Annotated in this window: 16 protein-coding genes; 7 read left to right on the top strand and 9 right to left on the bottom strand. The window is 66.8% G+C overall.

The window, feature by feature from the left end; all coding sequences use genetic code 11:
• Positions 1–144: 144 nt before the first annotated feature.
• Together mfd and QX121_RS02200 are read right to left on the bottom strand one after the other, a co-directional pair.
• Positions 145–3,660, bottom strand: coding sequence for a transcription-repair coupling factor (gene mfd / locus QX121_RS02195; RefSeq protein WP_315811054.1), 3,516 nt, complete (start codon positions 3,658–3,660; stop codon positions 145–147).
• A complete protein-coding gene (locus QX121_RS02200; RefSeq protein ID WP_315737904.1) occupies positions 3,660–3,947 on the bottom strand; it encodes a succinate dehydrogenase assembly factor 2 in 288 nt (95 codons plus the stop codon). Before QX121_RS02200 ends, mfd begins: the two co-directional genes overlap by 1 nt.
• 196 nt (positions 3,948–4,143) lie before the next feature.
• On the opposite strand from QX121_RS02200, the gene recG reads away from it, so the two are divergent.
• Positions 4,144–6,246: an ATP-dependent DNA helicase RecG gene (gene recG / locus QX121_RS02205; RefSeq protein WP_315811055.1), complete on the top strand. Its 2,103-nt coding sequence runs from the start codon at positions 4,144–4,146 to the stop codon at positions 6,244–6,246.
• A gap of 126 nt (positions 6,247–6,372) precedes the next feature.
• Here recG and QX121_RS02210 read toward each other — a convergent pair whose 3' ends face one another.
• Both QX121_RS02210 and QX121_RS02215 read right to left on the bottom strand, forming a co-directional pair.
• Positions 6,373–7,236: an NAD(P)-dependent oxidoreductase gene (locus QX121_RS02210; protein WP_315774723.1), complete on the bottom strand. Its 864-nt coding sequence runs from the start codon at positions 7,234–7,236 to the stop codon at positions 6,373–6,375.
• 162 nt (positions 7,237–7,398) lie between these two features.
• On the bottom strand, positions 7,399–9,291 hold the full coding sequence (locus tag QX121_RS02215; RefSeq protein ID WP_315811056.1) for an autotransporter domain-containing protein: 1,893 nt from the start codon (positions 9,289–9,291) through the stop codon (positions 7,399–7,401).
• A gap of 281 nt (positions 9,292–9,572) precedes the next feature.
• Between QX121_RS02215 and QX121_RS02220 the strand changes: the two genes are divergently transcribed.
• Positions 9,573–9,947: a VOC family protein gene (locus tag QX121_RS02220; RefSeq protein WP_315757431.1), complete on the top strand. Its 375-nt coding sequence runs from the start codon at positions 9,573–9,575 to the stop codon at positions 9,945–9,947.
• 45 nt (positions 9,948–9,992) lie between these two features.
• Here the strand turns inward: QX121_RS02220 and QX121_RS02225 are convergent, their stop codons facing one another.
• The 3 genes from QX121_RS02225 to glmS form a co-directional block, all read right to left on the bottom strand.
• Entirely contained in the window at positions 9,993–10,790 is a 798-nt protein-coding gene (locus tag QX121_RS02225; protein ID WP_315737899.1) for a DUF502 domain-containing protein, read from the bottom strand.
• A gap of 189 nt (positions 10,791–10,979) precedes the next feature.
• Positions 10,980–11,594: a LysE family translocator gene (locus tag QX121_RS02230; RefSeq protein ID WP_315785352.1), complete on the bottom strand. Its 615-nt coding sequence runs from the start codon at positions 11,592–11,594 to the stop codon at positions 10,980–10,982.
• Positions 11,595–11,646: 52 nt separating this feature from the next.
• Complete coding sequence (glmS, locus tag QX121_RS02235; RefSeq protein ID WP_315797383.1) at positions 11,647–13,473, bottom strand: glutamine--fructose-6-phosphate transaminase (isomerizing); 1,827 nt, start codon at positions 13,471–13,473, stop codon at positions 11,647–11,649.
• A 229-nt stretch (positions 13,474–13,702) separates the two neighbouring features.
• On the opposite strand from glmS, the gene QX121_RS02240 reads away from it, so the two are divergent.
• Positions 13,703–13,930 (top strand): hypothetical protein, encoded by a 228-nt coding sequence (locus tag QX121_RS02240; protein ID WP_315811057.1) that lies wholly within the window; start codon positions 13,703–13,705, stop codon positions 13,928–13,930.
• A gap of 9 nt (positions 13,931–13,939) precedes the next feature.
• Here the strand turns inward: QX121_RS02240 and glmU are convergent, their stop codons facing one another.
• Positions 13,940–15,286, bottom strand: coding sequence for a bifunctional UDP-N-acetylglucosamine diphosphorylase/glucosamine-1-phosphate N-acetyltransferase GlmU (gene glmU, locus QX121_RS02245; RefSeq protein WP_315772133.1), 1,347 nt, complete (start codon positions 15,284–15,286; stop codon positions 13,940–13,942).
• Positions 15,287–15,421: 135 nt separating this feature from the next.
• Between glmU and QX121_RS02250 the strand changes: the two genes are divergently transcribed.
• The gene (locus QX121_RS02250) at positions 15,422–16,777 is read left to right on the top strand and encodes a hypothetical protein (RefSeq protein ID WP_315811058.1); all 1,356 of its coding nucleotides are present in this window, start codon (positions 15,422–15,424) and stop codon (positions 16,775–16,777) included.
• A gap of 108 nt (positions 16,778–16,885) precedes the next feature.
• Positions 16,886–17,266, top strand: coding sequence for a hypothetical protein (locus QX121_RS02255; RefSeq protein WP_284416120.1), 381 nt, complete (start codon positions 16,886–16,888; stop codon positions 17,264–17,266).
• Here QX121_RS02255 and QX121_RS02260 read toward each other — a convergent pair.
• Complete coding sequence (locus tag QX121_RS02260) at positions 17,226–18,806, bottom strand: beta-(1-6) glucans synthase (protein WP_315811133.1); 1,581 nt, start codon at positions 18,804–18,806, stop codon at positions 17,226–17,228. The genes QX121_RS02255 and QX121_RS02260 overlap by 41 nt on opposite strands.
• 381 nt (positions 18,807–19,187) lie before the next feature.
• Here QX121_RS02260 and QX121_RS02265 point away from each other — a divergent pair, with 381 nt between their 5' ends.
• Complete coding sequence (locus QX121_RS02265) at positions 19,188–19,781, top strand: beta-1-3, beta-1-6-glucan biosynthesis protein (protein WP_315774716.1); 594 nt, start codon at positions 19,188–19,190, stop codon at positions 19,779–19,781.
• A gap of 343 nt (positions 19,782–20,124) precedes the next feature.
• The gene (locus QX121_RS02270; RefSeq protein WP_315811059.1) at positions 20,125–22,830 is read left to right on the top strand and encodes a glycosyltransferase; all 2,706 of its coding nucleotides are present in this window, start codon (positions 20,125–20,127) and stop codon (positions 22,828–22,830) included.
• The last annotated feature ends 299 nt before the right edge of the window (positions 22,831–23,129 follow it).

Below are 23,129 nucleotides of genomic sequence, written 5' to 3' on the forward strand. Positions count from 1 at the left end.
CTTGTGAAGCGGAGCGTTGCGATGCAGAACAGACAATCTCGCGATCAGACCGACTGGATCAGCGTGATCGCGATCGTCTCAGTCTTCACGATCGCCAGCCTTGCGTTGCATTTCGGCTGGATGCTTCGCTAACGCTCCATTCCGCTACGCCGCCTTCTTCTTCTCCGCGAGGTCGGCGAGTTCCTTCAGGATATCGGTGGTGCCGGCGAGCCGCTCCTCGGGCGTCTCCCAGACCTGCAGGAACACGACCTTCATGTCGGGGCGCACCTTGGCGGCCTGGCCGTGGCGCTTGATGAAGGCGACGAGACGATCGGGATAGGCGAAGCTGTTGTCGCGGAAGGCGATGACCGCGCCCTTCGGGCCGGCATCGACCTTCTCGACATTGGCCCTGCGGCAGTAGTTCTTGATCGCGGCGACCTTGAACAGATAGCGCGTTTCGTCCGGCAGCTTGCCGAAGCGGTCGCGCAGCTCGGCCGCGAAGTTGTCGATCTCGTCGTCGGTCTCGAGATCGGCGAGCCGGCGGTACAGCGACAGTCGCACCGAGAGGTCGGAGACGTAGTCCTCGGGGATCAGCACGGGCATGCCGATCGTGATCTGCGGCGACCAGCGGTCGACGGTCGGCTCGGTGATGCCCGCCTTGAGGTTCTCGATCGCCTCCTCCAGCATCGACTGATAGAGCTCGAAGCCGACCTCCCTGATGTGGCCGGACTGCTCGTCGCCGAGGAGGTTGCCGGCGCCTCGGATGTCGAGGTCGTGGCTGGCGAGCTGGAAGCCGGCCCCCAGCGTCTCCAGCGACTGCAGCACGCCCAGGCGCTTTTCGGCCAGTGGGCTGATCTTGTGCGTCGACGGCAGGGTGAACAGCGCATAAGCGCGCAGCTTGGAGCGGCCGACGCGGCCGCGCAGCTGATAGAGCTGGGCAAGGCCGAACATGTCGGCACGGTGCACGATCAGCGTGTTGGCGCGGGGAATGTCGAGGCCGGATTCGACGATCGTGGTCGACAGCAGGATGTCGAACTTGCCGTCGTAGAACGCCCCGATGATGTCCTCGATCACGGTCGGCGCCATCTGGCCGTGCGCGACGGCGACCTTCATCTCCGGCACGGTCTTGTCGAGGAACTCCTTGACCTCGGCGAGATCGTCGATGCGCGGCACGACGTAGAACGCCTGACCGCCGCGATAGCGCTCACGCAGCAGGGCCTCGCGGATCATCACGGGGTCGTGCGGCGCGACGAAGGTGCGAACGGCGAGACGATCGACTGGCGGCGAGGCGATGATCGACAGCTCGCGCACGCCGGTGAGTGCGAGCTGCAAGGTGCGCGGGATCGGCGTCGCCGACAGGGTCAGCACATGCACCTCGGCGCGCAGCTGCTTCAGCCGCTCCTTGTGGCTGACGCCGAAATGCTGCTCCTCGTCGACGATGACGAGGCCGAGATCGCGGAACTTGATCGCCTTGCCGAGCAGCGCGTGGGTGCCGACGACGATGTCGACCGAGCCGTCGGCGAGGCCCTTCTTGACCTGATTGAGTTCCTTGGTCGAGACGAGACGCGAGGCCTGCGCGACGTTGACCGGAAAGCCCTTGAAGCGCTCAGCGAAAGTCTTTGCATGCTGGCGCGCGAGCAGCGTGGTCGGCACGACGACTGCGACCTGCTTGCCGTCGAGCGCGACGGCAAAGGCGGCGCGTAGCGCCACCTCGGTCTTGCCGAAGCCGACGTCGCCGCAGACCAGCCGGTCCATCGGACGTCCCGCTTCGAGATCGGCGAGCGTCGCCTGGATCGCGGCGAGCTGGTCCTCGGTCTCGTCATAGGGGAAGCGGGCGCAGAACTCGTCATAGAGGCCAGCCTGCACCGGCAGCTTCGGTGCCTCGTGCAGCATGCGCTCGGCGGCGATCTTGATCAGCTCGCCGGCCATCTCGCGGATGCGGTTCTTCAGCTTGGCCTTGCGCGTCTGCCAGCCGGAGCCGCCGAGCTTGTCGAGCTCGACATTGGTCTGGTCGGAGCCGTAGCGCGACAACAGCTCGATGTTCTCGACCGGCAGATACAGCTTGGTCTCGCCGGCATAGCGCAGTTCGAGACAATCATGCGGCGCGCCGGCGACCTCGAGCGTCTGCAGCCCGACGAAACGGCCGATGCCGTGATCGACATGGACCACGATGTCGCCGATCGCGAGGCTCGTCACCTCCGAGATGAAGTTGTCGAGCTTGCGGCTCGCCCGGCGCGGCCGCACCAGGCGGTCGCCGAGAATGTCCTGCTCGGAGATGACGGCGATCTGGTCGGTCTCGAAGCCGGTCTCCAGGCCGAGCACCGCGAGCATGGTCTCGTTGCGCGGCGTCGCCTGCACCACGCGCCAGGTGTTGACGCTGGTGACGTGGATCAGCTTGTGGTCCTTCAGCATGCTGGCCATGCGGTCGCGCGAGCCTTCGCTCCACAGCGCGATCACGACCTTCTTGCGCACCGATTGTAATGCCTGCACGTGGGCGACAACTGCCTCGAACACGTTGACGGCGGAATCGTTGCGCTCGGGCGCGAAATTGCGGCCCTGCCGCGCGCCGATGTCGACGACGCCGGTGCTCTCCGGCACCGCGAATGGCGTCACCCGCGCCAGCGGGACGGCGGCGAGCCGTTCAGCCCACTCCGACGACGTCAGATACAGCCGGTCAACCGTCAAAGGCTTGTAGATCGCACCGCCGCCGGGATGCTCCATCGCCTCGCGGCGCGCGTCGTAATAGTCGATAATCTGCTTGAAGCGCTCGCGCGCGGCGTCCTCGCCCTGCGGCTCGATCACGATGGGTGTGTTCGGCAGATAGTCGAACAATGTCTCCATCTTGTCATGGAACAGCGGCAGCCAGTGCTCCATGCCGGGATAGCGGCGGCCTTCGCTGACGGCCTCGTACAGCGCGTCGTCGCGCTCGGGCGCGCCGAACTCGGCGACATAGCCCATGCGGAAGCGGCGGATGGTGTCGGTGACGAGCTGGAATTCAGAGACGGGCACGAGATCCAGCGAACGCATGTCGAGCAAGGTGCGCTGCGTCTCGGCGTCGAAGGTGCGGATCGACTCCAGGCTGTCGCCGAAGAAGTCGAAGCGCACCGGCTGGTCGAGGCCGGCGGGAAACAGGTCGAGAATGCCGCCGCGCACGGCATATTCGCCGCTCTCGCGCACGGTCGACGAGCGGTGATAGCCGTTATGCTCGAGCCAGGCGACGACGGAGTCCATCGGCACGACATGGCCGGGCGCGACCGACAGCGCCTGCCCGGCCATGGTGTCGCGCGCCGGCACGCGCTGCACGATGGCGTTGACGGTGGTCAGCACGATCAGCGGCTTGTCGCTGCCGGCGAGGCGCGACAGCCGCGCCAGCGTCGTGACGCGCTGGGCGAGAATACCGCCATGCGGCGAGACGCGATCGTAAGGCTGGCAGTCCCAGGCCGGGAACTGCATCACCGGCAGATCCGGCGCGAAGAAGTCGAGCGCCCGCGCCAGCTGCTGCATCCGATTGCCGTCGCGACAGACCACGGCGAGGCTCACCGCCGGCGGCTTCGGCTTGGCCGCGACCGCCCGCGCGAGATCGGAGACGACCAGGCCTTCGGCGCCCTCGGCGACATTGGCGAGCGTCAGCGCGCGCCCCGGCGCGAGATGCTCGGCTGGCGACTTGACCGGGCTCTTCATCAATCGGCGTCCACCGCGCGGAACGCCTTGATGCGCTCGAACAATGCCGGGGTCTGCTCCGGCGGCAGCGGCCGGGCGCCGGTCACCGCGGCATAGAAATCCGGGTCCGGAACTTCCAGAAGCTGTTCGAGCTCGGCCAGTTCGCTCTCGGAGAGGCTCCCGATCTCGGCATCGGCGAAGCGGCCGAGGATCAGGTCCATCTCACGGGTGCCGCGATGCCAGCAGCGGAACAGGAGCCGCTTGCGACGGTCGTCTAGGCCTTGGCTCGATCGGGTCGTTCCGGTCATCGCGATATTCCTGCAGGACAACGCCAAAAGCCCGGACGGTGCCGGGCGCGGTTCGATATAGCGGCACGCAGCGCTCCTGTCAGCCCTCCCAGGCTGCAGAACCGGCATGCCCGGCACCTGAAACTTGAGAAAAAGACGTGGATGTCTTGGCATTCGCGGCTATTCCGGCTCTCAAACCGCTTTAAGTGTTCGGTCCATGCGCCCAAGCGTTCTCAATCCCCTGTTCGCGCCGGTCACCACCCTCTCCGGGGTCGGGCCGAAGCAGGACAAGCTGCTACGCTACCTGCTCGGCTGCAGCGAGACGCCTCGCCTGGTCGACCTGCTCCTGCATCTGCCGGCCAGCGTGATCGACCGCCGCAACCGGCCCAAGGTGCGCGACGTCGCGGTCGGAACCGTGGTGACGCTCGAAGTCACGGTCGATCGCCACCGTCCCTCGCGCAACGCCCGCGCGCCGTACCTCGTTTACGCCAGCGACGAGACCGGCGACGTCGTGCTGACCTTCTTCCGTCCCAAGGGCGACTACATCGAGAAGGTGCTGCCGGTCGGCGCCAAGCGCTATGTCTCCGGCACCGTGCAGATGTATGACGGCGTGCCGCAGATCGTGCACCCCGACCGCATCCTGGATGAAGCGGGGTTTGCAAAACTCTCCGGCATCGATCCGGTCTATCCGCTGACGGAAGGCCTCGCGCTCGGATCGTTGCGGCGCGCGATCGCCGCGGCGCTGACCAAGCTGCCCGAACTGCCGGAATGGATCAGTCCGGAGGTGCTCAGCCGCTGCGGCTTCCCGCCCTTGAAGGAGGCGCTGACGCGGGTGCATGTGCCGCAGGAGCTGACGGACATCCTGCCGGAAAACCGGTTCTGGTCGCGGCTCGCGTTCGATGAGCTGCTCGCCGGCCAACTGGCACTGGCACTGGTGCGGGCGCAACTGCGCCGGCCCGCGGGCAACCGTCATGCCGGCGATGGCCGGCTGCGCCGCAAGATCATCGACGCCCTGCCCTATGCGCTGACGAACTCGCAAGCCAAGGCGATCGAAGCGATCGCCGCCGATCTCGAAAAGCCGGTGCGGATGCTGCGGCTGCTGCAGGGCGATGTCGGCTCCGGCAAGACGGTGGTGGCGCTGCTGGCGGCAGCCGCCGTCGCCGAGGCCGGCAAGCAGGCGGCCCTGATGGCCCCGACCGAGATTCTGGCGCGCCAGCATGCCAAGACCATCACGCCGCTCGCCGAGCGCGCTGGGATGAACGTGGCCATTCTCACGGGGCGCGAGAAAGGCAAGGAGCGTCGCGACATTCTTGCGCGTCTGGAGGCCGGCGAAATCGACCTGCTGGTCGGCACCCACGCGCTGATCCAGGACGACGTGGTCTTCAAGTCGCTGGCGCTCGCCATCGTCGACGAGCAGCATCGCTTCGGCGTGCGCGAGCGGCTGGCGCTGACCTCGAAGGGCGAGGCCGTCGACGTGCTCGTGCTGTCGGCGACGCCAATCCCGCGCACCCTCGTGCTGACCTATTTCGGCGACATGGACATCTCCGAGCTGCGCGAGAAGCCGGCCGGCCGGCAGCCGATCGACACCCGTGCGGTCGCCGACACCAGGCTCGGCGAGGTCATCGACGCGGTGGGGCGCGCGCTCGATGCCGGCAAGCTGGTCTACTGGATCTGCCCGCTGGTCGAGGAATCCGAGGCCGAGGGCATCGATCATCTCACCAATGCGACGGATCGCTTCGAGAGCCTGCGCGAGCGCTTCGGTGCCAAGGTCGGCCTCGTCCACGGCAAGATGAAGGGCAGCGAGAAGGACGACGTCATGGGCCGGTTCGCGACCCACGAGTTGCGGCTGCTGGTTGCGACCACCGTGGTCGAGGTCGGCGTCGACGTACCGGCCGCCAGCATCATGGTGATCGAGAATGCCGAGCGCTTCGGCCTCGCCCAGCTGCACCAGTTGCGCGGCCGCATCGGCCGCGGCTCGGAAGCGTCGACTTGCATCCTGCTCTATCACGAGCCGCCGGGGCAGATGTCGAAGGCGCGGCTCGCGGTGATCCGCGAGACCACCGATGGCTTCCGCATCGCCGAGGAGGACCTCAAGCTGCGCGGCGAAGGCGACGTGCTCGGCATCCGCCAGAGTGGCCTGCCCGGCTATCGCATCGCCCGTCCCGAGGTGCATGCCCAACTGATCACCCAGGCGCGCGACGAGGCGCTGCGCATCCTGAAAGAGGACCCGAAGTTGAAGGGCCCGCGCAGCGACGCGCTGCGCTGCCTGCTCTATCTCTACGAACGCGACGAGGCGATCCCGCTGCTGACGGCGGGCTGACATGTCGTAGGGTGGGCAAAGCGACGCCAAAGGCGGCGCGTGCCCACCATGTCGATGGTCGTAAAGAACAACGGTGGGCACGTCACACCGCGCGTTGCGCGGTGCGCCTTTGCCCACCCTACGAGTCTATGACGCCGGCTTATTCACCTTGCAGCTCTCGGCGAACGCCACCAGCTGCGCTGCATCGGTGCCCTGCCCCTGCACGTCCGTCGCGATGTGCTCGAACAGACGGGCGAAGCCTTCGTAGATCAGCGCGGCCGGATGGTCATCACCCAGGAAGCCCGCGATCTCGCGCATTTCGGCGACCCAGCGATAGGCCTTCGGCAGCATGTCCGGCAGCGCATTGGCAAGCCGAGCCTGGACGTGCGGCAGGCTCAGCGCCAACTCGTCGCGCAGCGCGTCGGCGGCGCCGGCGCGGGTGGCGGCCAGCACCATCGCGGCGCCGAGCCCCGTCAGGCCCTTGTTGATGCCCGCATAGGACATCTTCAGCGCCGAAGCCGCGCCGATCGGCCCTTCGATCCGGCGCAGATCGAGCCCGAGTTGGCCCAGCGCGGCGACATCAACGGCCGCCTCGCCGCTCACATACAACGCCGGTCCCTTCGTGCCCGGCTTCGGCGGCAGACCGATGATGGCGGCATCGACCAGGCGCGCGCCCGAGGACAGCACGATGTCCTCGATGGTCCGGATGGTGTCGACGTTGACGGCGTTGCAGTCGACGATGATGGGCTTCTTCGAATTCCGGTTGATGACCGTCGCGAGTTGCTCCGCCAGCGCCACAGCCTCGCCCGGCGGCACGATCGACAGGATAATGTCGGCATTGGCGATCTCGGCGTCGCTGGCGCCGACCATGCCGGATGCGGCCGCCCTCGCCCGCGTCGCCGCGCTGCGCTCCTCGAGCGAAGTCAGAACCTTGCAGCCGTGCTCCACGAGACGGGCGGCGATGGCGCTGCCCATGGCGCCGGGCGCGATGACGGCAATGCTGGGAGGCATGATGACGCTCCGATTCCAACGATGGTCTCTAAAACTATGCCCACCCCATGACAAAACTGAAGGCACGAAAACGAAGGGCAGCCCTTCCGGGCTGCCCTCGCCTTGGCCGCAACGCCAGCGCCCCTCAGAGCCCCCGAGAACGCTGGCTGCCGCGGCAGACCCTCAGAACGCGATCTTCAAGCCTCCGCTGCCGAAGAAATCGTCTCCCCCCGTGCGTCCGATCGTGCGCGACACATTCACCGTCAGCGCCACATTGCTCCAGAATGGCGCCACAACGCCGGCGCTCACCCGGCCGTAGACGTTGTGCGAGGTGCCGTTCGGAACCGTCCAGTTGTTGACGATGACGGGCGCCGAGGTCGCGTTGTACTGAATCAGGCGGCCGTTGCCGATGATGTCGTCATCGAGCGTCAGGTTCAGGTACGGATTGATGACGTTGCCCTGCACCTGGAACGGGGTGCGCAGCTGCACGCCGACGCTGCCGATCAGGGTCTCGGCGGTCTGCGAGCCGACCGCGAGCGTCAGCGCAGGATCGCCGGTCTCGGTGAAGCCGTCGACACGGGCGCGGGCATAGGTCAGCCCGCCGATCGGGCCGAGCTTCGCCGTGCCTGCGTCGAACAGGTAACCGGCCTTCCCGGCCGCGACGAAGGTGGTGCCGCCGGGACTGGAGATGATGGTGTCGACCACGCCCGGCCGCGTGTTGCGATAGTCCTGACGGCCGATCGTCGCCAGGCCCTCGGCAAACAGGTTGCTGCTCGCCCAGGCGCCGTAGAGGCCGAACTGATAGGAGTTGGCATCCGTGGTGCCGGCGCTGTTGAACAGCCTCGCCTTCGGATTGGAATAGTCGAAGGCGGTACCGATCATGGAGTTCGCCGACAGCCGGTACTCGACACCAATTGTGCCGCCGATGCTGTCGAGATTGAAGCCGTTCGAGGCGGCGCTGCCCTGGCGGTCGCTGACGCCGCCATTGCCCTGCATGTAGAACGACCATGGGCTGACCGGCGCCAGCGGCGGCGCCTTGGTGTAAGGGGACTTGGCGTAAGGCGCCTTCGTCACGGCGGCAAAGGAATTCATCGTCGACGGCGCGAAGCCGGTGGTCTCGCGGAACTGATCCAGCTTGCCGAACAGCGTCGAGGCAAACCCCATCGCCGTGATCGATGCCACCTCGCCCTGCGGCGCGAAGGTCAGCGGCGCGTTGAGGCGGTTGACGATGTACTGGCCCAGCACCTCGAAGCCGTGCGAGGTCAGGTGCACGCCGTCGACATAGAACAGATACTGGCTCTGCAGCGCCGGATTGCCGATGCACGCCACCGGACAGGCGCCGACATTGGTGAAGCCATAGCGCTGTGGATTGGCCTGGATTAGCGTCCCCACCAGTCCGGTGTCGACATACTCGACACGTACGCCCGAACGCGCGACGCCAGCGAGCGACTGCTGCATCAGGCTGTTATAGGTCGTGCTGTAGGCCTTGCCGGCCGGGGCATTGGCGTTGCCTACGGCCTCCGGCAAGGTGCTGACATCGCCGGCCGTGAACACGATGCTGCGCGCGCCGTCCCCGACCAGCGCGTTGATGCCGGCCATGGCCTGCTGGGCCGTGACGGCCGCGGCCGTCGGCGCTCCAGCGAGCGAGCCGCCGGCGCGGTAATAGGCCCGCGCATCGTTGCCGCCGACCGAGATTTCGACCAGGTCGGTCGACGAGATCCTGCCGGAGAAGCCCGTCAGTCCGCTCCATTCCTGGAAGAAGCCGGGAATGCCGGGCGCCACCACGTTGGTGTTGCCGGCCATGGCGCCGCCGATCGCGTAGTTGAGCTGGGGAATGCCGAGCAGCGCCGAGGTCGTGTCGACGAAATTCGTGCCGCCGCTGAAGCGGCCGGTGGGATAGAGCGGCAGCTTGCCGGCGCCGCCGGTGAAGGTCCAGAGATTGCCCGTGTCGGCGTAGCTGTCGCCAAATGCCTGAATGCGCGTATAGGTGGTCTGGGCTGCTGCCGGCCCCATCAGTTGCAGGGACGCTGCGGACAGCGCGACCGCGCACAACAATGTCGTCCTACTCACAGGCATCCTACGCGCCTCCCCAACGCCTTACTTTTGTTTGCCCGATGTTTCCATGGTGACCATTCGAAACACCACCGCCCGCTGGTTGTAGGAACGACGACATCCGTGGCTGTGCTTTCCCCGCATCATCATGCAGTGCAAAGCGCCGCGATGCGCACGTTTGCCCGCTGGGCGGACCGGACCGCCACCGACCATGCTCACGAAGGCTGCTGACAGAATCTGGCAGAGGGCTCGGCTAGTCGTGTGGCTGAAGCGCTGCAGACGGCGCCGCCACCGGAGAAACGACGATGCCCGACTTCAATTTCCTGATCCTCTACGTCGACAACCCGCCGAGGAGCGCCGCCTTCTATGCGGATCTGCTCGGCCGGCCCGTGATCGAACAATCGCCGACGTTCGCCATGCTGCCGCTGCGCGAGGGGGTCATGCTGGGCTTGTGGTCGCGGCACACGGTCGAGCCGACAGCGACAGGCGCCGCAGGCTTCGCCGAGGTCGCGTTCGCGGTCGGCGATGCCGGCGAGGTCCAGAGGCTGCACGACGACTGGAAGGCGCGCGGACTCTCGATCGCGCAAGCGCCGACGCGGATGGATTTCGGAACGACGTTCGTCGCGCTCGATCCGGACGGGCATCGCCTGCGCGTGTTCGTTCCGCAGGATGCGGCCTAGCCCCTCCGCGGGTGGCCGGCCATGCGCATCAATCGGCCTTTCAGCCTAGTCCGCCTTGGCCGGCTCCGGCTCGCGATGCGGCGATGGCTGCGCGGGTGCGTTGGCGAGGCGCGCGGTGTTGGCCATGTTGGCCAGCGCCGCGACCTTTTTCTGCTGGTCGGATCCCGGCTGCACCACGCCGCATGACATGATCAACGTCGCCGCGTCCTCGGCGCTCATGTCGACCTCGATGATCTTGCTCCGCGGCAGATAGAAGAAGAAGCCCGTGGTGGGGTTCGGCGCGCACGGCAAGAACACCGAGATCTGCTCGTCGTCACCGGGCAGGCGGCTCGCAATCTCCGTGCTCGGCGGCTGCGAGATCAGGACGATCGACCACATGCCCGGCGACGGAAACTCGACCAGGCCGACTCGGCGCAGGCTCGAGCCCTTGCCCGAGAACAGCGTCTCGAACACCTGCTTGAGGCCGCGATAGATCGCCCGCACCGCCGGGATGCGGCCGAGCAGCCGCTCGCCGAGGTCGACCAGGGTGCGGCCGATCAGGTTGGCCGTCAGGAAGCCGAGCAGCGTCAGTCCGATCACGGCCACGATCAGGCCGGAGCCGGGCACGCCGAACGGCAGATAGGTTTCCGGACGATAGACCAGAGGCACGAACGGCCGGACCAGCCCGTCCACCCAGGTCACGAACCACCACGTGATGTAGAGCGTGATGGCGACGGGTCCGGCTACGACGAGGCCGGTCAGGAAATAGTTGCGAAACCGGAACATCAGCCCATGGTGGGGCGTCTCGGCCGGAGCATCGGCCAAGGGATCGGTCTCTGGCGGCAGGTCGTCGCGGGAACTCATGCGAACTTCCGGGTCGGATCAAATCTCAGCTAAGGGTCTTAGCAGATTTTTGAAGGGCAAAGGCCCTCTTTCCTACACATGCGCGCTTTGCCGCTGACCTGTGGCCCGGCAGCCGGACACCCATTTCAGGCGGAAGGTGCTTCAGGTCCGTGGCGGCGAATTGCGACGCGGACGGCCGAACGCGGCGCCCTAGGCGCTGCGCAGCGGCAAGGCCAGCCCGACCGCCACGAAGATGCCGCCGCAGACCTGGTTGAAGCGCCGCCCAACCCGCGCGAGCCAGGGGCGAACCTGGGCCGCCGCGCTGGCGATGGCGTATTCGGTGACGAACTCGGTCACCGTATAGGTGACGGCCACGACGGCGAACTGCACCGCCAGGCTGCGATCGGGATCGATGAACTGCGGCAGCAGCGCGCTGAAGAACAGCAGGCATTTCGGGTTGGTCGCCGCGGTCAGGAAACCCTGGCGGAACAGCGCGTGTCCTCTGGCCGTCACGGCTTGGTCGGCCAGATCGACGCCCACCGGCGGCGCGAGCCACAACTTGACCCCGAGCCATGCGAGATAGAGCCCGCCCACCCATTTTAGGACCACGAGCCAGGTGATCGACGACTGCACCAGCGCACCGATGCCGAACATGCACAGCGCGATGACGAGGATGAAGCCGATCAGGCCGCCCGCGATCGTGAACAGCGTCCTGCGTCCGCCGTGCAGCGCCCCGTGCGTCAAGGCGAGCAGGCCGTTCGGGCCTGGCGTCAGGGAGATCCCCACGGACGTGACGAAGAACAGCAGCCAGGTGTTGAGGGTCATCCCGATCCCCGTGATCAAGCGAACCGACCGATCCGCCGGGCCGGACGTTTGCCTATTCCACCGTGACCGACTTGGCGAGGTTGCGCGGCTGGTCGACGTCGGTCCCCATCACCACGGCGGTGTGGTAGGCCAACAGCTGCACCGGGATGGCGTAGACGATCGGCGTGAACGTCGCGGCCATATCCGGCATGGTGATCGTCACCAGCGAGTCCACGGTCGCCTCCTCGGCTCCCTTGGCGTCGGTCATCAGGATGATCTTGCCGCCGCGCGCGGCGACCTCCTGCATGTTCGACACCGTCTTCTCGAACACGCGATCATAGGGCGCGATGACGACGACCGGCATGGTCTCGTCGATCAGCGCGATCGGCCCATGCTTGAGCTCGCCGGCGGCGTACCCCTCGGCGTGGATGTAGGAGATCTCCTTCAGCTTCAGCGCGCCTTCCAGCGCCAGCGGATAGGAGGTGCCGCGGCCGAGATAGAGCACGTCCTTCGACTTCGCGATCTCGCGGGCGAGCTTCTCGATCTGCGGCTCGGTCGTCAACGCCGCCGCGATCAGGCGAGGCACCTCGACCAGGCCATGCACCAGCTTGGTCTCGTCGGCTTCGGAGAGCTCGCCGCGGCCGCGACCTGCCGCGATCGCGAGCGCCGCGAGCACCATCAACTGGCAGGTGAAGGCCTTGGTCGAGGCAACGCCGATCTCCGGGCCGGCGAGCGTCGGCATCACGATCTCGCTCTCGCGCGCAATCGTCGAGGTCGGCACGTTGACGACGGAGAGCGTGTGCACGCCCTGCGACTTCGCATAGCGCAGCGCCGCCAGGGTGTCGGCAGTCTCGCCGGACTGCGAGATGAAGATGGCGAGATCGCCCTGGCGCAGCGGCGCCTCGCGATAGCGGAACTCCGAGGCGACGTCGAGTTCGACCGGCACGCGCGCGAAGCGCTCGAACCAGTACTTGGCGACGAAGCCGGCGTAGCTCGCGGTGCCGCAGGCGGTGATCGAGATGCGCTGAATGTCCTTGAAGTCGAACGGCAGCCGCGCCGGCAGCACTACGCGCTCGGTGCCCATGTCGACATAGCGCGCCAGCGTATGGCCGACGACCTCCGGCTGCTCGTGGATCTCCTTGGCCATGAAGTGGCGATAGTTGGCCTTGTCGACCAGGAACGACGACGCGCCGGATTTCAACACGTCGCGCTTCACCACCGCGCCCGAGGCGTCGTGGATGATGCCGGAGTCGCGGGTGATCTCGACCCAGTCGCCATCATCGAGATAGCTGATCGTGTCGGTGAACGGCGCCAGCGCGATCGCATCCGAGCCGAGGAACATTTCACCATCGCCGTAGCCCATCGCGAGTGGCGAGCCCTTGCGCGCGCCGATCAGGAGGTTGCCATGACCCTTGAACAGGAAGGCCAGCGCGAACGCGCCCTTCAATTGCGGCAGCGACGCAGCCACGGCCTGCTGCGGCGAATGGCCTTTCAGCAAATAGGAGTTGACCAGATGGACGACGGTCTCGGTGTCCGTTTCCGACGCGAACCTGGCGCCCTGCTTTTCGAGCTCGGCCCGTAGTTCGCGAAAATTCTCGATGATGCCGTTATGTACCACGGCAACGTTGTCAGTCGCATGCGGATGCGCGTTGCTCTCGGTCGGCTTGCCGTGGGTCGCCCAGCGCGTGTGACCGATGCCGGCGTGCCCCTTCAGCGGATGCTGCTCGAGCCGCTTCTGCAGGTTCTTGAGCTTGCCCTCGGCGCGCCGCCGGTCCAAATGATCGCCCTCGAGCGTAGCAACGCCCGCGGAATCGTAGCCGCGATATTCGAGACGTTTCAAGGAATCGACGAGATGCTCGGCAACCGGCCCGCGTCCCAGGATCCCGATGATTCCGCACATCAGCGCTAGTCCCCAAATCGTCGAGAGAGATTCAAAAGCGTGGCATTGTCTTAACGAAAACGGCGCGCTTTCAGGATTCAATAATTATTGCGGATTGCGACAGGGTTAAGTGGGAGCCCTAACCGAGGGCCTGCATGCAACTCCGGTTTGATGCGGAGGTCCGGTTCGGAGCGCACTTAACGCCCGGTCAACGCTTTCGCGCAGAGACTGTCGCGTCGGAGAGGACGCCATGACCTATAGCCGCCGCCCAACTGATCCCAAAGGCACCAGCCCGCTGAGCCTGTCGCATCCGACCTCCGGAAGCCATCTGGCGCACTGGCCGCCGCCGGCCTTGAGCAGCGAGCTCAAGCCGATGCCGATCAAACATCGCGCCAACGAGCCCGTCAAGCACGCCACCCGCCGCGGGTGGCGTTTGACACGTGCGATGTTCGCCGAGTTCCAGGACGACGAAGGCTGATTTCTCAGCTCACTTCTTGTGGCGTTGCTTGGCATTCCGGAAGCGCGCCGCAGCGCCCTCACGCGTCGTCTGCGGGCTCCGCTCGAGCGCCAGCGCATCATCGGGCACGTCGCGCGTGATCACCGAGCCAGAGCCGATATAGGCGCGGGCGCCGATGGTGATCGGCGCCACCAGCGAGGTGTTGGTGCCGATGAAAGCGCCCTCGCCGATATTGGTCTTGTGCTTGTTGAAGCCGTCATAGTTGCAGGTGATGGTGCCGGCACCGATATTGGCATTGGCCCCAACATGGGCGTCGCCGATATAGGACAGGTGATTGACCTTCACGCCCGCCTCCAGCACCGCGGCCTTGGCCTCGACGAAATTGCCGATCTTGGCGCCGTCTCCGAGTGTCGTACCGGGCCGCAGCCGCGCGAACGGCCCGAGCAGGCTGTTCCGGCCGAGCTTGGACTGCACGATGTGCGAAAACGAATGCACCACCGCGCCGTCGCCGATCGACACGCCGGGGCCGATCACGACGAACGGCTCGATGGTCACGTCCTTGCCGAACGTGGTATCCGCAGCGAGGTAGACGGTCTCCGGCGCGACCAGCGTCACGCCTGCATCCATCGCCGCGCGGCGCAGCCGGTTCTGCATCACCGCCTCGGCTTCGGCGAGCTGCGCCTTGGTATTGACGCCGCGCACCTCGTCCTCGGAGGTCTCGATCACGACCGCCTCGAGCCCCTGCTCGCGCGCGATCGCCACCGCATCGACCAGATAGTACTCGCCCTTGCTGTTGGCATTGCCGATCCTGTCGAGGATCGCGAGCGCGCGACGGCCGTCCATCGCCATCACCCCGGCATTGCACAGCGTGATCGCCCGCTCCGCTTCGCTTGCATCGGCCTGCTCGCGGATCGCGACCAGCTTCGATCCGTCGAGCAGAAGGCGTCCATAGCCGGTCGGATCGGCGGCGCGGAAGCCGAGCACGGCGAGCGCTGCGCCTTCCACGAGCGCTGCCCGCAGCCGCGCGAACGTCTCGGCCGTGATCAGCGGCGTGTCGCCGAATGCGACCAGCAGATCGTCTGCGCCGCGCGCGATCGCCTGCCGCGCCGCCAGCACCGCATGCGCCGTCCCCAGCCGCTCGCGCTGAACGAAGATATCCGCGTCGGGCCGCAGGCGCCTGGCTTCCTTCTCGACCGCTTCGTGCCCTGGCCCCACCACCACGGCGATGCTGGCGCCATCGCCTTGCGGCGCCGCCGCCAGGACGTGCGCGAGCAATGATTCGCCGGCGATGGGATGCAGCACCTTGGGGACGCTCGTGCGCATCCGCGTGCCCTCGCCTGCCGCAAGCACGATGGTCAGACTGGATCGAGCGGTCATGAAACACCTGGAATGAAGGGAGCGCATAGGTCGCGCTGTCATAATGCGTTTTCTGCGCGGGGCAAACCGCACCCGCTGAAGCCCCTGGTGGTTTTCCTGTTAATGTTCGCTTCGTGATTCGATTAAGGCAGGTTCATGGCTAAGGACTCCCGCAAATCCGCCGGCACAAATGGAGCTGAGAAGACGGGGGCGACTCTGTCCGGACTGTTTGCCGACGAGAACGAGTTCGATCGCCGCGCGCTGTGGCGGCTCGGCTGGTGGGGGGCTGGCGCCGTCGGCGCCGTCGGCCTGGCCGTTTTCACCAATCAGGCCGCACAGGGATGGCGGCAGGACCGTGTTTCCGCGGCCGATCTGTCGCGCCAGGCACAATTGCTGCAGTCGCTGGCCCGCGAGACGCAAGGCGAGGCGCGCCAGCTCGGCGCGGCCATCGAGACGCTCAACACCGATCGCGACCGGCTGTACGCGCGCGTGACCGTGCTCGAGCAGGGATTGGACTCGGTGACCGGCGCGCTGGCCAAGCAGAGCGCCCAGGCAACCGCCAATCCCGCCCCCGGCGGCAAAGCCGCACCCGCGCCGCAGATCGCGGCCGTGGAGTCCCAGGCCACGGTGGCGGCCCCATCGAGTTCCGCGGCGTCCAGCCCCTTGCCGGCCTACGCGAACGCGTCGCCGTTCATGCCGATTCCCAACGGGGCCGCCGGAATCAATCCGGCTCAGCCCGGTTCCCCGGCGGCTGCCGCGAGCGCCGACAAGACGAAACAGGAGCAGTCCAGGCCGATGTCGGCCGGGCTGTCGGGTGCTTCGTCATCGTCCGTCTCCGCCGCTCTGTCGCCGACCCCGCCTGCACCCGCCGTCGCGGCGACCGGTTCCCAGCCGCCTGGTGGCGCACCGGACCCGGCCGGCAAGCCGGCCGAGACCGACAAGCTCGCAAAGGCTGAGCCCGCAGAGGCCGCCGCCAAGGGCAATGACAGCACGGACGTCACGGTCACGGCGGTCCAGAAGACCGAATTCGCCGTCGATCTCGGCGCGGCCAGCTCGCTCGGAGGATTGCGGGCGCTGTGGCGGGATCTCGTGAAGACCCATGCCGACCTCGCCTCGCTCAGGCCGATCATCATCCTGAAGGAAGGCCGGAGCGGTCCGGGCATGCAGCTGCGACTCGGCGCCGGCCCATTGGGCGACGCGGCCACGGCGGCGAAGATCTGCGCGGTGCTCGCCGAGAGCCGGCGCGCTTGCGAGACCACCGTCTATGACGGCCAGCGCCTCGCAGTCCGCGAGGAGCCGGAGGGGGCCGAGGCGGCCAAGCCGGGCGCTCCCGCGGTTGCCGCCCAGAAGCCGGTGCAGCGCCGGCGCACGTTTCAGCCGCAGGCCCAGCAGCAGCGCCACGGCAAGCGCGAGGAGCCGCCGCCCACAGCAGCAGCACCGGCGCCGCCGCCGGCAGAGGCGCCCAAGCCCGAGCAACCGTCGGCGCTCTCGTCGTTCTTCCGCCGCTCCTGAGCCTCAAATCATCGTGCAGCCAAAGCCGGTTGGGACGGATTGTGAAAGCAGTCCGCGAACCGGCTTTGCGGCTTGTCCGACGATCCTTTCCGCAGCATAGTCCCGCGCATGAAAAAGACCCCGTTCCGCCTCTCGCCCTATCAGGTGCAATGGCTCCTGATCATAGGCTTCGTCACCGTCGGCTATGCCCTCTATCTGCGCTATCTCGCGATCGAGCTGTCGAGCGTCGCGCTGGCCTGCGATGCGGGCCTGCAGACGCTGGCCTGCAAGAGCCGGGCGGTCGCGACCACGCTGTTCAAGAATTCGGTATTCGGCGCCACCGCGCTGGTGATTGCAGTGCTGCACGTGATGCGGCCGTCGATCGTGCTGTTGACCGGCGGGCTGATCGCCGCCGGCCTCGGCATCGTGCTCTACAACATCGTGCTGTCGGGGCTGGCGATCGGCCTGCTCATCCTCGGCTTTGCGCGGCCCGCGCCCGCCACAGCGTGAACGCCAGCAGCAGATACATCGCGCAGGTCCACATCGCCTGCCAGTTGTCGCGGCCCTCGTTGTAGATCACGTAGACCGAGGAGATCGCGAGCAGGCCGGCGAAGCTGGCCTCGGCGATCGGGCGCGCGCCCTGCGCCGGACGATTGCCGAGCAGCATCGCGAACGGCACCACCGCCATGGTCAGGCTCGCGAACGGGAAATCGCGGTAGCGCGGGTCGAATACAAAGCCGAGCGCCGTCTCGGCCGCGATCAGCACCGTCACGACCAGGACCAGACCCAGCAGGTAGGTGATCTTCAACTGCTTGCGGCCGTCATTCGGTCCGAGCAGGTCGAGAAAGGTCGGCAACGGCCGCCCGGCCATCGCCGCGTTGGCGCTGAGGATGGGCGCCAGGACGCCGGCAGCGAGCAGCGCCCCCCAATGCAGCCAGCCGCCGACACCGAGGCTCTCATAGAACATCTTGTCCGCGGCCATGCCGAACAGCGCGCCCGCTGTCGTCGCGGAGAACCCGACCCCGATCCAGGCCGAAACGTGCGGCGGCCAGGGCCGGCGCCGCACCGTCAGCCACCCGGCCAGGAACACCACGAACGACAGGATCATGCCGCCGCCCATCTGCAGCTTCCACAGCGGATAGTTGCTGACGGGCTCGCCCGGCGGATATTTCAGCGCCCGCGTATCGTCGCTGATCAGGCCCCAATAGCCGCCGACCGTGCCTTCGAGCTTGCGCTTCCACGGCTGGTCATAAGCCTCGATCAGGTTGACGCGGAAGTTCTCGCGCTTGGCGAGGCTGAGGATCTCCGACACCACCCGCGCCTGGTTGGCGCGCGACGGCAGCGCGCCCTCGCGCATCCGCCCCTCGCTCGGCCAGCCGGTCTCGCCGATCAGAATTTCCTTGCCCGGAAAGGCGACGCCGACCTGCTGGCGGATGGCGTCGACATGGGAGGCGGCGAATTTTGCGCGCACCGGCATGTCCTCCCAATACGGAAGGATATGAACCGTGACGAAGTCGACGATGTCGTAGAGCTCGCGATTGCGCAGCCAGAACTCCCAGACGTCGGCATAGGTCACGGGGACCTGGACCTGGGCCTTGACGCTGCGGATGGTCGCAGCGAGATCGGCGGTCGTCATCTCACCGCGCAGCAGCACCTCGTTGCCGACCACGACCGCCGTGATCACCTTCGGATAGCGCTTGATCAGGTCGACCGCGATCGCGATCTGCTGCTCGTTCTTCAGCTTGTTGGAGCCGAGCCAGATGCCCTGGATCACCTTGATGCCGACCCGGGATGCGATTCCCGGCACCTGGTCGAGGCCGTTCTCGATCGAATAGGTGCGCACGCATTCGGAGATCTTGGCGAGCTGCACCAGGTCCTGCTCGATCTGCTCGGCGTCGATATGGGTGGTCGGATCCAGCGGGCTCTGCTGGCCGCGGAACGGCGCATAGGACACGCACTGCAGCTTCGAATCGAGCTCGATCGGCGCGCGCGCGAGCGTGATCGGCTGGGCCAGCCACCACCACGCGGCGGCGATGACACCCAAGGATATGAGCAGAAGCGCCAGCGGCGTAGGAAGGGATTTCAGTTCCGTGTCTCCAGGCAGGGTGGTGTCGATTACCCGGTCGGCGGCGATCTGCCAAGTAGGCGATCGGCCGAGCCCTCCGGCACTCTTGGCGGACCCGCTTCAAATCACCCTTTTACGATGACGCGAGAAAGTTGGTACGTTGCTGGACAAATTCCGAGATTCCGGTCATTGGGAATCCCGGTTGACCCCGGCCGTCGCAACCAGGTTTCTCGGCCCTGCGCAAGCGCCCGTCAGGAACGCTCCGCGACAGTCGGAATCAATCTCCCGCCGCAATCGGGGCCGATTTGATCGGCATCACCACTGCGTCCGTCAGGGGACGGCACGAAGGCAACAATCGGGGAATTTATGGGTCGACGCGTGCTCAAGTCCAAGTTTTCGGTTTCGCGCCTGTCCGCGGCTCTGGGCCTCGTGCTCCTCATCGGCGCGCCCGGCGCCCTCGCCCAGAGCGGCAGCGACCATCCCCAGGACCAAAAGCCGCAGGCGGCCAATCCGGCCGACGTGTCGAGGGACAACCAGCGCAAGGCCGACGAATTCACCGAAGCGTCCCAGGCGCTCAGTGGCGGCCCGGCCGGCAATCCCGAATGCGTCTGGCTCGGCCGCCGCGTCGTCCAGCTGATGTACAACGACGACCTCGATACCGCCTTCCGCCACCTCGATCTCTATGACCGGTTCGGCTGCCCCGGTGGCCACGTTCAGGCCGCCTTCCGCTGCCTGACGCGATTCATCCCGCAGATCGATCCGAAGGTGCCGAACTCGCTGAACAACCACGTCCATACCTGCTGGATCAATCCGGACGCGAAGCCGCAGGTGGCTGCGGCGCCTGCGCCGGGCCCAGCCTCGAGCCCGGCAGCGACGCCGGCCGCGCAGGCGTCGCCAGCGCCGACGCAGCAGCCCGCCCCCCAGGCTTCGCCCTCGCCCGCGCAGCCTCCGGCGAAGTGACCGGCGCCTGAGGCAGGCAGGACGCACGATCCCGGCGACCGCCCCCCATGCGTGGCGTGCGCATGACAGCGCTCCGATCACGTGGCAGGATACGATCGAGGTCGTCGACGCGCGCTTGAGCCTCGCCCCGGTTCAGGCACCGTTCAGCATGATTGGGCTCTGTTGGGATGGCATATGATGTCGCGGCCTTCGGCTGTGACGGTGTGAGAATGACCGCCTTCGTCGTTCGTCGTCGAACGTCACGCGTGAACGTGCTCCCGGTAGCATCGCATACCCGAGATGGAACGGCGATCGACCGCTCCGCTTCGCCGCTGACTTGATCCTAGGAATGGTTGCCCCTCCAATGCGTGCCGTCGTCGCCGTCCTGCTCCTCGTCACCGCTGTGCACGCCGCCCTCTGGGGACTGCTGCAGGACAAGCAGGAGGCCCCCAATTTCACCGGCCTGCTGCAGAGCGTTTCCTACGATCCGCATGAAGGAACCGGAGCCCCCGGCGCCAACACCGTGGCCTCGCCGGAACGTATCCGCGCCGACATGAAGAAGCTCGCCACGATGACGCGGGCCATCCGGCTTTACTCTTCTACCGGCGGCCTCGAGATCGTGCCGCCGCTGGCCGCGGAGGCCGGACTGAAGGTGATGCTCGGCGCCTGGATCGACAAGGATCCGGACCGCAACGAGCGCGAGATCCAGTCCGCCATCACCCTCGCCCGCCGCAACAGCAACGTCATCGGCATCGTGGTCGGCAACGAGACCATCCTCACGGCGACCCAGAAGGTCGATGAGCTGATCGAGAAGATCAAGCGCGTGAAGAAGTCGGTCAACGTGCCCGTCACCACCGGCGACGTCTGGAACAGCTGGCGCGACAACCCCGAGCTCGCGGCCAATGTCGACTTCATCGCCGCGCACGTGCTGCCCTATTGGGAATTCTTCACCGACGACCAGGCCGTCGATCAGGCGGTGGATCGCTATCAGCTCCTGAAGAAGCAGTTCCCCGGCAAGCGCATCATGATCGCCGAGTTCGGCTGGCCGAGCCAGGGCTACAGCCGCAGCGGCGACAACCGCGGCCCCGCCGTGCCGGGGCCGCTCCGGCAGGCGAAGGTGCTGCGTAATTTTCTCGCCCAGGCCGCCTCGATCGGCATGGAATACAACATCGTCGAGGCCATCGATCAGCCCTGGAAATATTTCGAAGGCGGCGTCGGCCCCTACTGGGGCGTCCTCAATGCCGCGCGCGAGGCGAAATTCGCCTGGACCGGCCCGATCGTGAATCCCGACTATTGGCAGCTCGCGGCCATCGCGCTGCTGGTCGGCGTGCTGCTGTCGCTGCCGATCGTGCGGCTGCGCCAGCCGACCGTGCTGCAGGCGATGATGCTCGCCATCACGGCACATGGCGTCGGTGCCTGGGTCTCCAACGTCTTCGCCTATTGGAACGTGCACTATTTCGTCTGGGGCTCGACCTTCGCACTGACCCTCGGCCTGATCCTCTTGGTTCCATTGATCCTCATTGCGATGGCCCGCATCGAGGAGATCGCCGCGATCGCCTTCGGCCGCGAGCCGCGCCGTCTGCTGACCCGCGACAAGGCCGCGCGCGACCGCGCCGCCATGCCGGAGGGCTATTGCCCGAAGGTCTCGATCCACGTGCCGGCCTATTTCGAGCCGGTCGACATGATGAAGCAGACGCTGGATGCGCTGGCGCGGCTGGACTACCCGAACTACGAGGTCGTCTGCATCATCAACAACACGCCCGACCCGGCGTTCTGGCAGCCGATCCAGGATCACTGCCGCATGCTCGGCGAGCGCTTCAAGTTCATCAACGCCGAGAAGGTCAAGGGCTTCAAGGCCGGCGCCTTGCGCATCGCGATGGAGCGCACCGCTGTCGACGCCGAGATCATCGGCATCATCGACGCCGACTATGTCGTGACGCCGGACTGGCTCTCCGACCTCGTGCCGGCCTTCGCCGACCCCGCCGTCGGCCTGGTGCAGGCGCCGCAGGAGCATCGCGACGAGGATCTGTCGCTGATGCACTACATCATGAATGGCGAATATGCCGGGTTCTTCGACATCGGCATGGTCCAGCGCAACGAGGAGAACGCGATCATCGTGCACGGCACGATGTGCCTGATCCGGCGCGCGGCGATGGACATGGCCGGCGGCTGGTCGAGCGACACGATCTGCGAGGACACCGATCTCGGCCTCGCCATCCAGGAGCTCGGCTGGCAGACCCACTACACCAACACCCGCTACGGCCAGGGCCTCCTGCCCGACACCTACGAGGCGTTCAAGAAGCAGCGCCATCGCTGGGCCTATGGCGGCTTCCAGATCGTCAAGAAGCACTGGCGCCGCTTCCTGCCCGGCCACAGCCGGCTGACCTCGGACCAGAAGCGCGAGTTCTCGCTCGGCTGGCTCAACTGGCTCGGTGCCGAGAGCCTCGGCGTCGTGGTCGCGATCCTCAACCTGATCTGGACGCCGATCGTTGCCTTCGCCGGCATCGCCATTCCCGACAAGATCCTGACCATCCCGATCCTCGCCGCCTTCGTGGTCTCGCTCGCTCACTTCCTGATCCTCTACCGGCTGCGGGTGGCGGTGAAGCCGTGGCAGATGCTGGGCGCGATGGTCGCGGCGATGAGCGTGCAGTGGACGGTCAGCCGCGCCGTGGCGCAGGGCCTGATCACCGAGCACCTGGCGTTCGCCCGCACGTCCAAGGGCGGCCTGTCGCGGATGTCGATCGAGTTCCAGGCGTTCTGGGAGGCCGTGATCGGCGCCCTGCTCCTGATCGGCGCCACCATCCTGATCGTGACCAACACGCTGGCCATCACCGAGCTCTACATTTTCGCCGCCGTCCTGATCCTGGAGAGCCTGCCGTTCCTCTCAGCGGTCGCCATCGCGCTGCTGGAGATGTCGCGCATCAACTCCTTCGAGTTCTGGCGCTACACCACCGTCCGCACCGCCGAGCTGATCGGCCTGCGCCCGGTCTGGGTGCCCGAGCTGGCGGGGCCCGGGATGCAACCGGCGCCGCTGAGCGCGGCGGCAACGAAGGCGGCAGAGAAGGTGTAACGCCGAGCGAGGCCTGCGGAAGCGTAGGCCGCGTAGCCCGGATGAGCGGACGCCTGGGCCCGAAGGGCGCAGGCGGCAGCGACATCCGGGTTCATCGCGACGGCCCGAGAGACCCCGCATGTCGCCTCCGCCGTCGCTCTGTCGAGCGCCGACGGCGGCTCATGGCGGGCGACGGCCCCGTCATCGCCGCGCCCGAAACGACCGTCGATCTCCCGTGGTTTCCCCCGCCCGCCCTATTGACCGGAACGGACCCACCCCCTACACAGCGCCCACGACAGCATGCGGCCCAAGGTGGGGGT

The sequence above is a fragment of the Bradyrhizobium sp. SZCCHNR2028 genome, from assembly GCF_032380995.1.
Classification (GTDB): Bacteria; Pseudomonadota; Alphaproteobacteria; order Rhizobiales; family Xanthobacteraceae; genus Bradyrhizobium.

What these genes read in the sequence shown, in the direction of transcription:
- mfd (WP_315811054.1), bottom strand. Translation starts at nt 3,660, where the DNA reads ATGAAGAGCCCGGTCAAGTCGCCAGCCGAGCATCTCGCGCCGGGGCGC.
- QX121_RS02200 (WP_315737904.1), bottom strand. Translation starts at nt 3,947, where the DNA reads ATGACCGGAACGACCCGATCGAGCCAAGGCCTAGACGACCGTCGCAAG.
- recG (WP_315811055.1), top strand. Translation starts at nt 4,144, where the DNA reads ATGCGCCCAAGCGTTCTCAATCCCCTGTTCGCGCCGGTCACCACCCTC.
- QX121_RS02210 (WP_315774723.1), bottom strand. Translation starts at nt 7,236, where the DNA reads ATGCCTCCCAGCATTGCCGTCATCGCGCCCGGCGCCATGGGCAGCGCC.
- QX121_RS02215 (WP_315811056.1), bottom strand. Translation starts at nt 9,291, where the DNA reads ATGCCTGTGAGTAGGACGACATTGTTGTGCGCGGTCGCGCTGTCCGCA.
- QX121_RS02220 (WP_315757431.1), top strand. Translation starts at nt 9,573, where the DNA reads ATGCCCGACTTCAATTTCCTGATCCTCTACGTCGACAACCCGCCGAGG.
- QX121_RS02225 (WP_315737899.1), bottom strand. Translation starts at nt 10,790, where the DNA reads ATGAGTTCCCGCGACGACCTGCCGCCAGAGACCGATCCCTTGGCCGAT.
- QX121_RS02230 (WP_315785352.1), bottom strand. Translation starts at nt 11,594, where the DNA reads ATGACCCTCAACACCTGGCTGCTGTTCTTCGTCACGTCCGTGGGGATC.
- glmS (WP_315797383.1), bottom strand. Translation starts at nt 13,473, where the DNA reads ATGTGCGGAATCATCGGGATCCTGGGACGCGGGCCGGTTGCCGAGCAT.
- QX121_RS02240 (WP_315811057.1), top strand. Translation starts at nt 13,703, where the DNA reads ATGACCTATAGCCGCCGCCCAACTGATCCCAAAGGCACCAGCCCGCTG.
- glmU (WP_315772133.1), bottom strand. Translation starts at nt 15,286, where the DNA reads ATGACCGCTCGATCCAGTCTGACCATCGTGCTTGCGGCAGGCGAGGGC.
- QX121_RS02250 (WP_315811058.1), top strand. Translation starts at nt 15,422, where the DNA reads ATGGCTAAGGACTCCCGCAAATCCGCCGGCACAAATGGAGCTGAGAAG.
- QX121_RS02255 (WP_284416120.1), top strand. Translation starts at nt 16,886, where the DNA reads ATGAAAAAGACCCCGTTCCGCCTCTCGCCCTATCAGGTGCAATGGCTC.
- QX121_RS02265 (WP_315774716.1), top strand. Translation starts at nt 19,188, where the DNA reads ATGGGTCGACGCGTGCTCAAGTCCAAGTTTTCGGTTTCGCGCCTGTCC.
- QX121_RS02270 (WP_315811059.1), top strand. Translation starts at nt 20,125, where the DNA reads ATGCGTGCCGTCGTCGCCGTCCTGCTCCTCGTCACCGCTGTGCACGCC.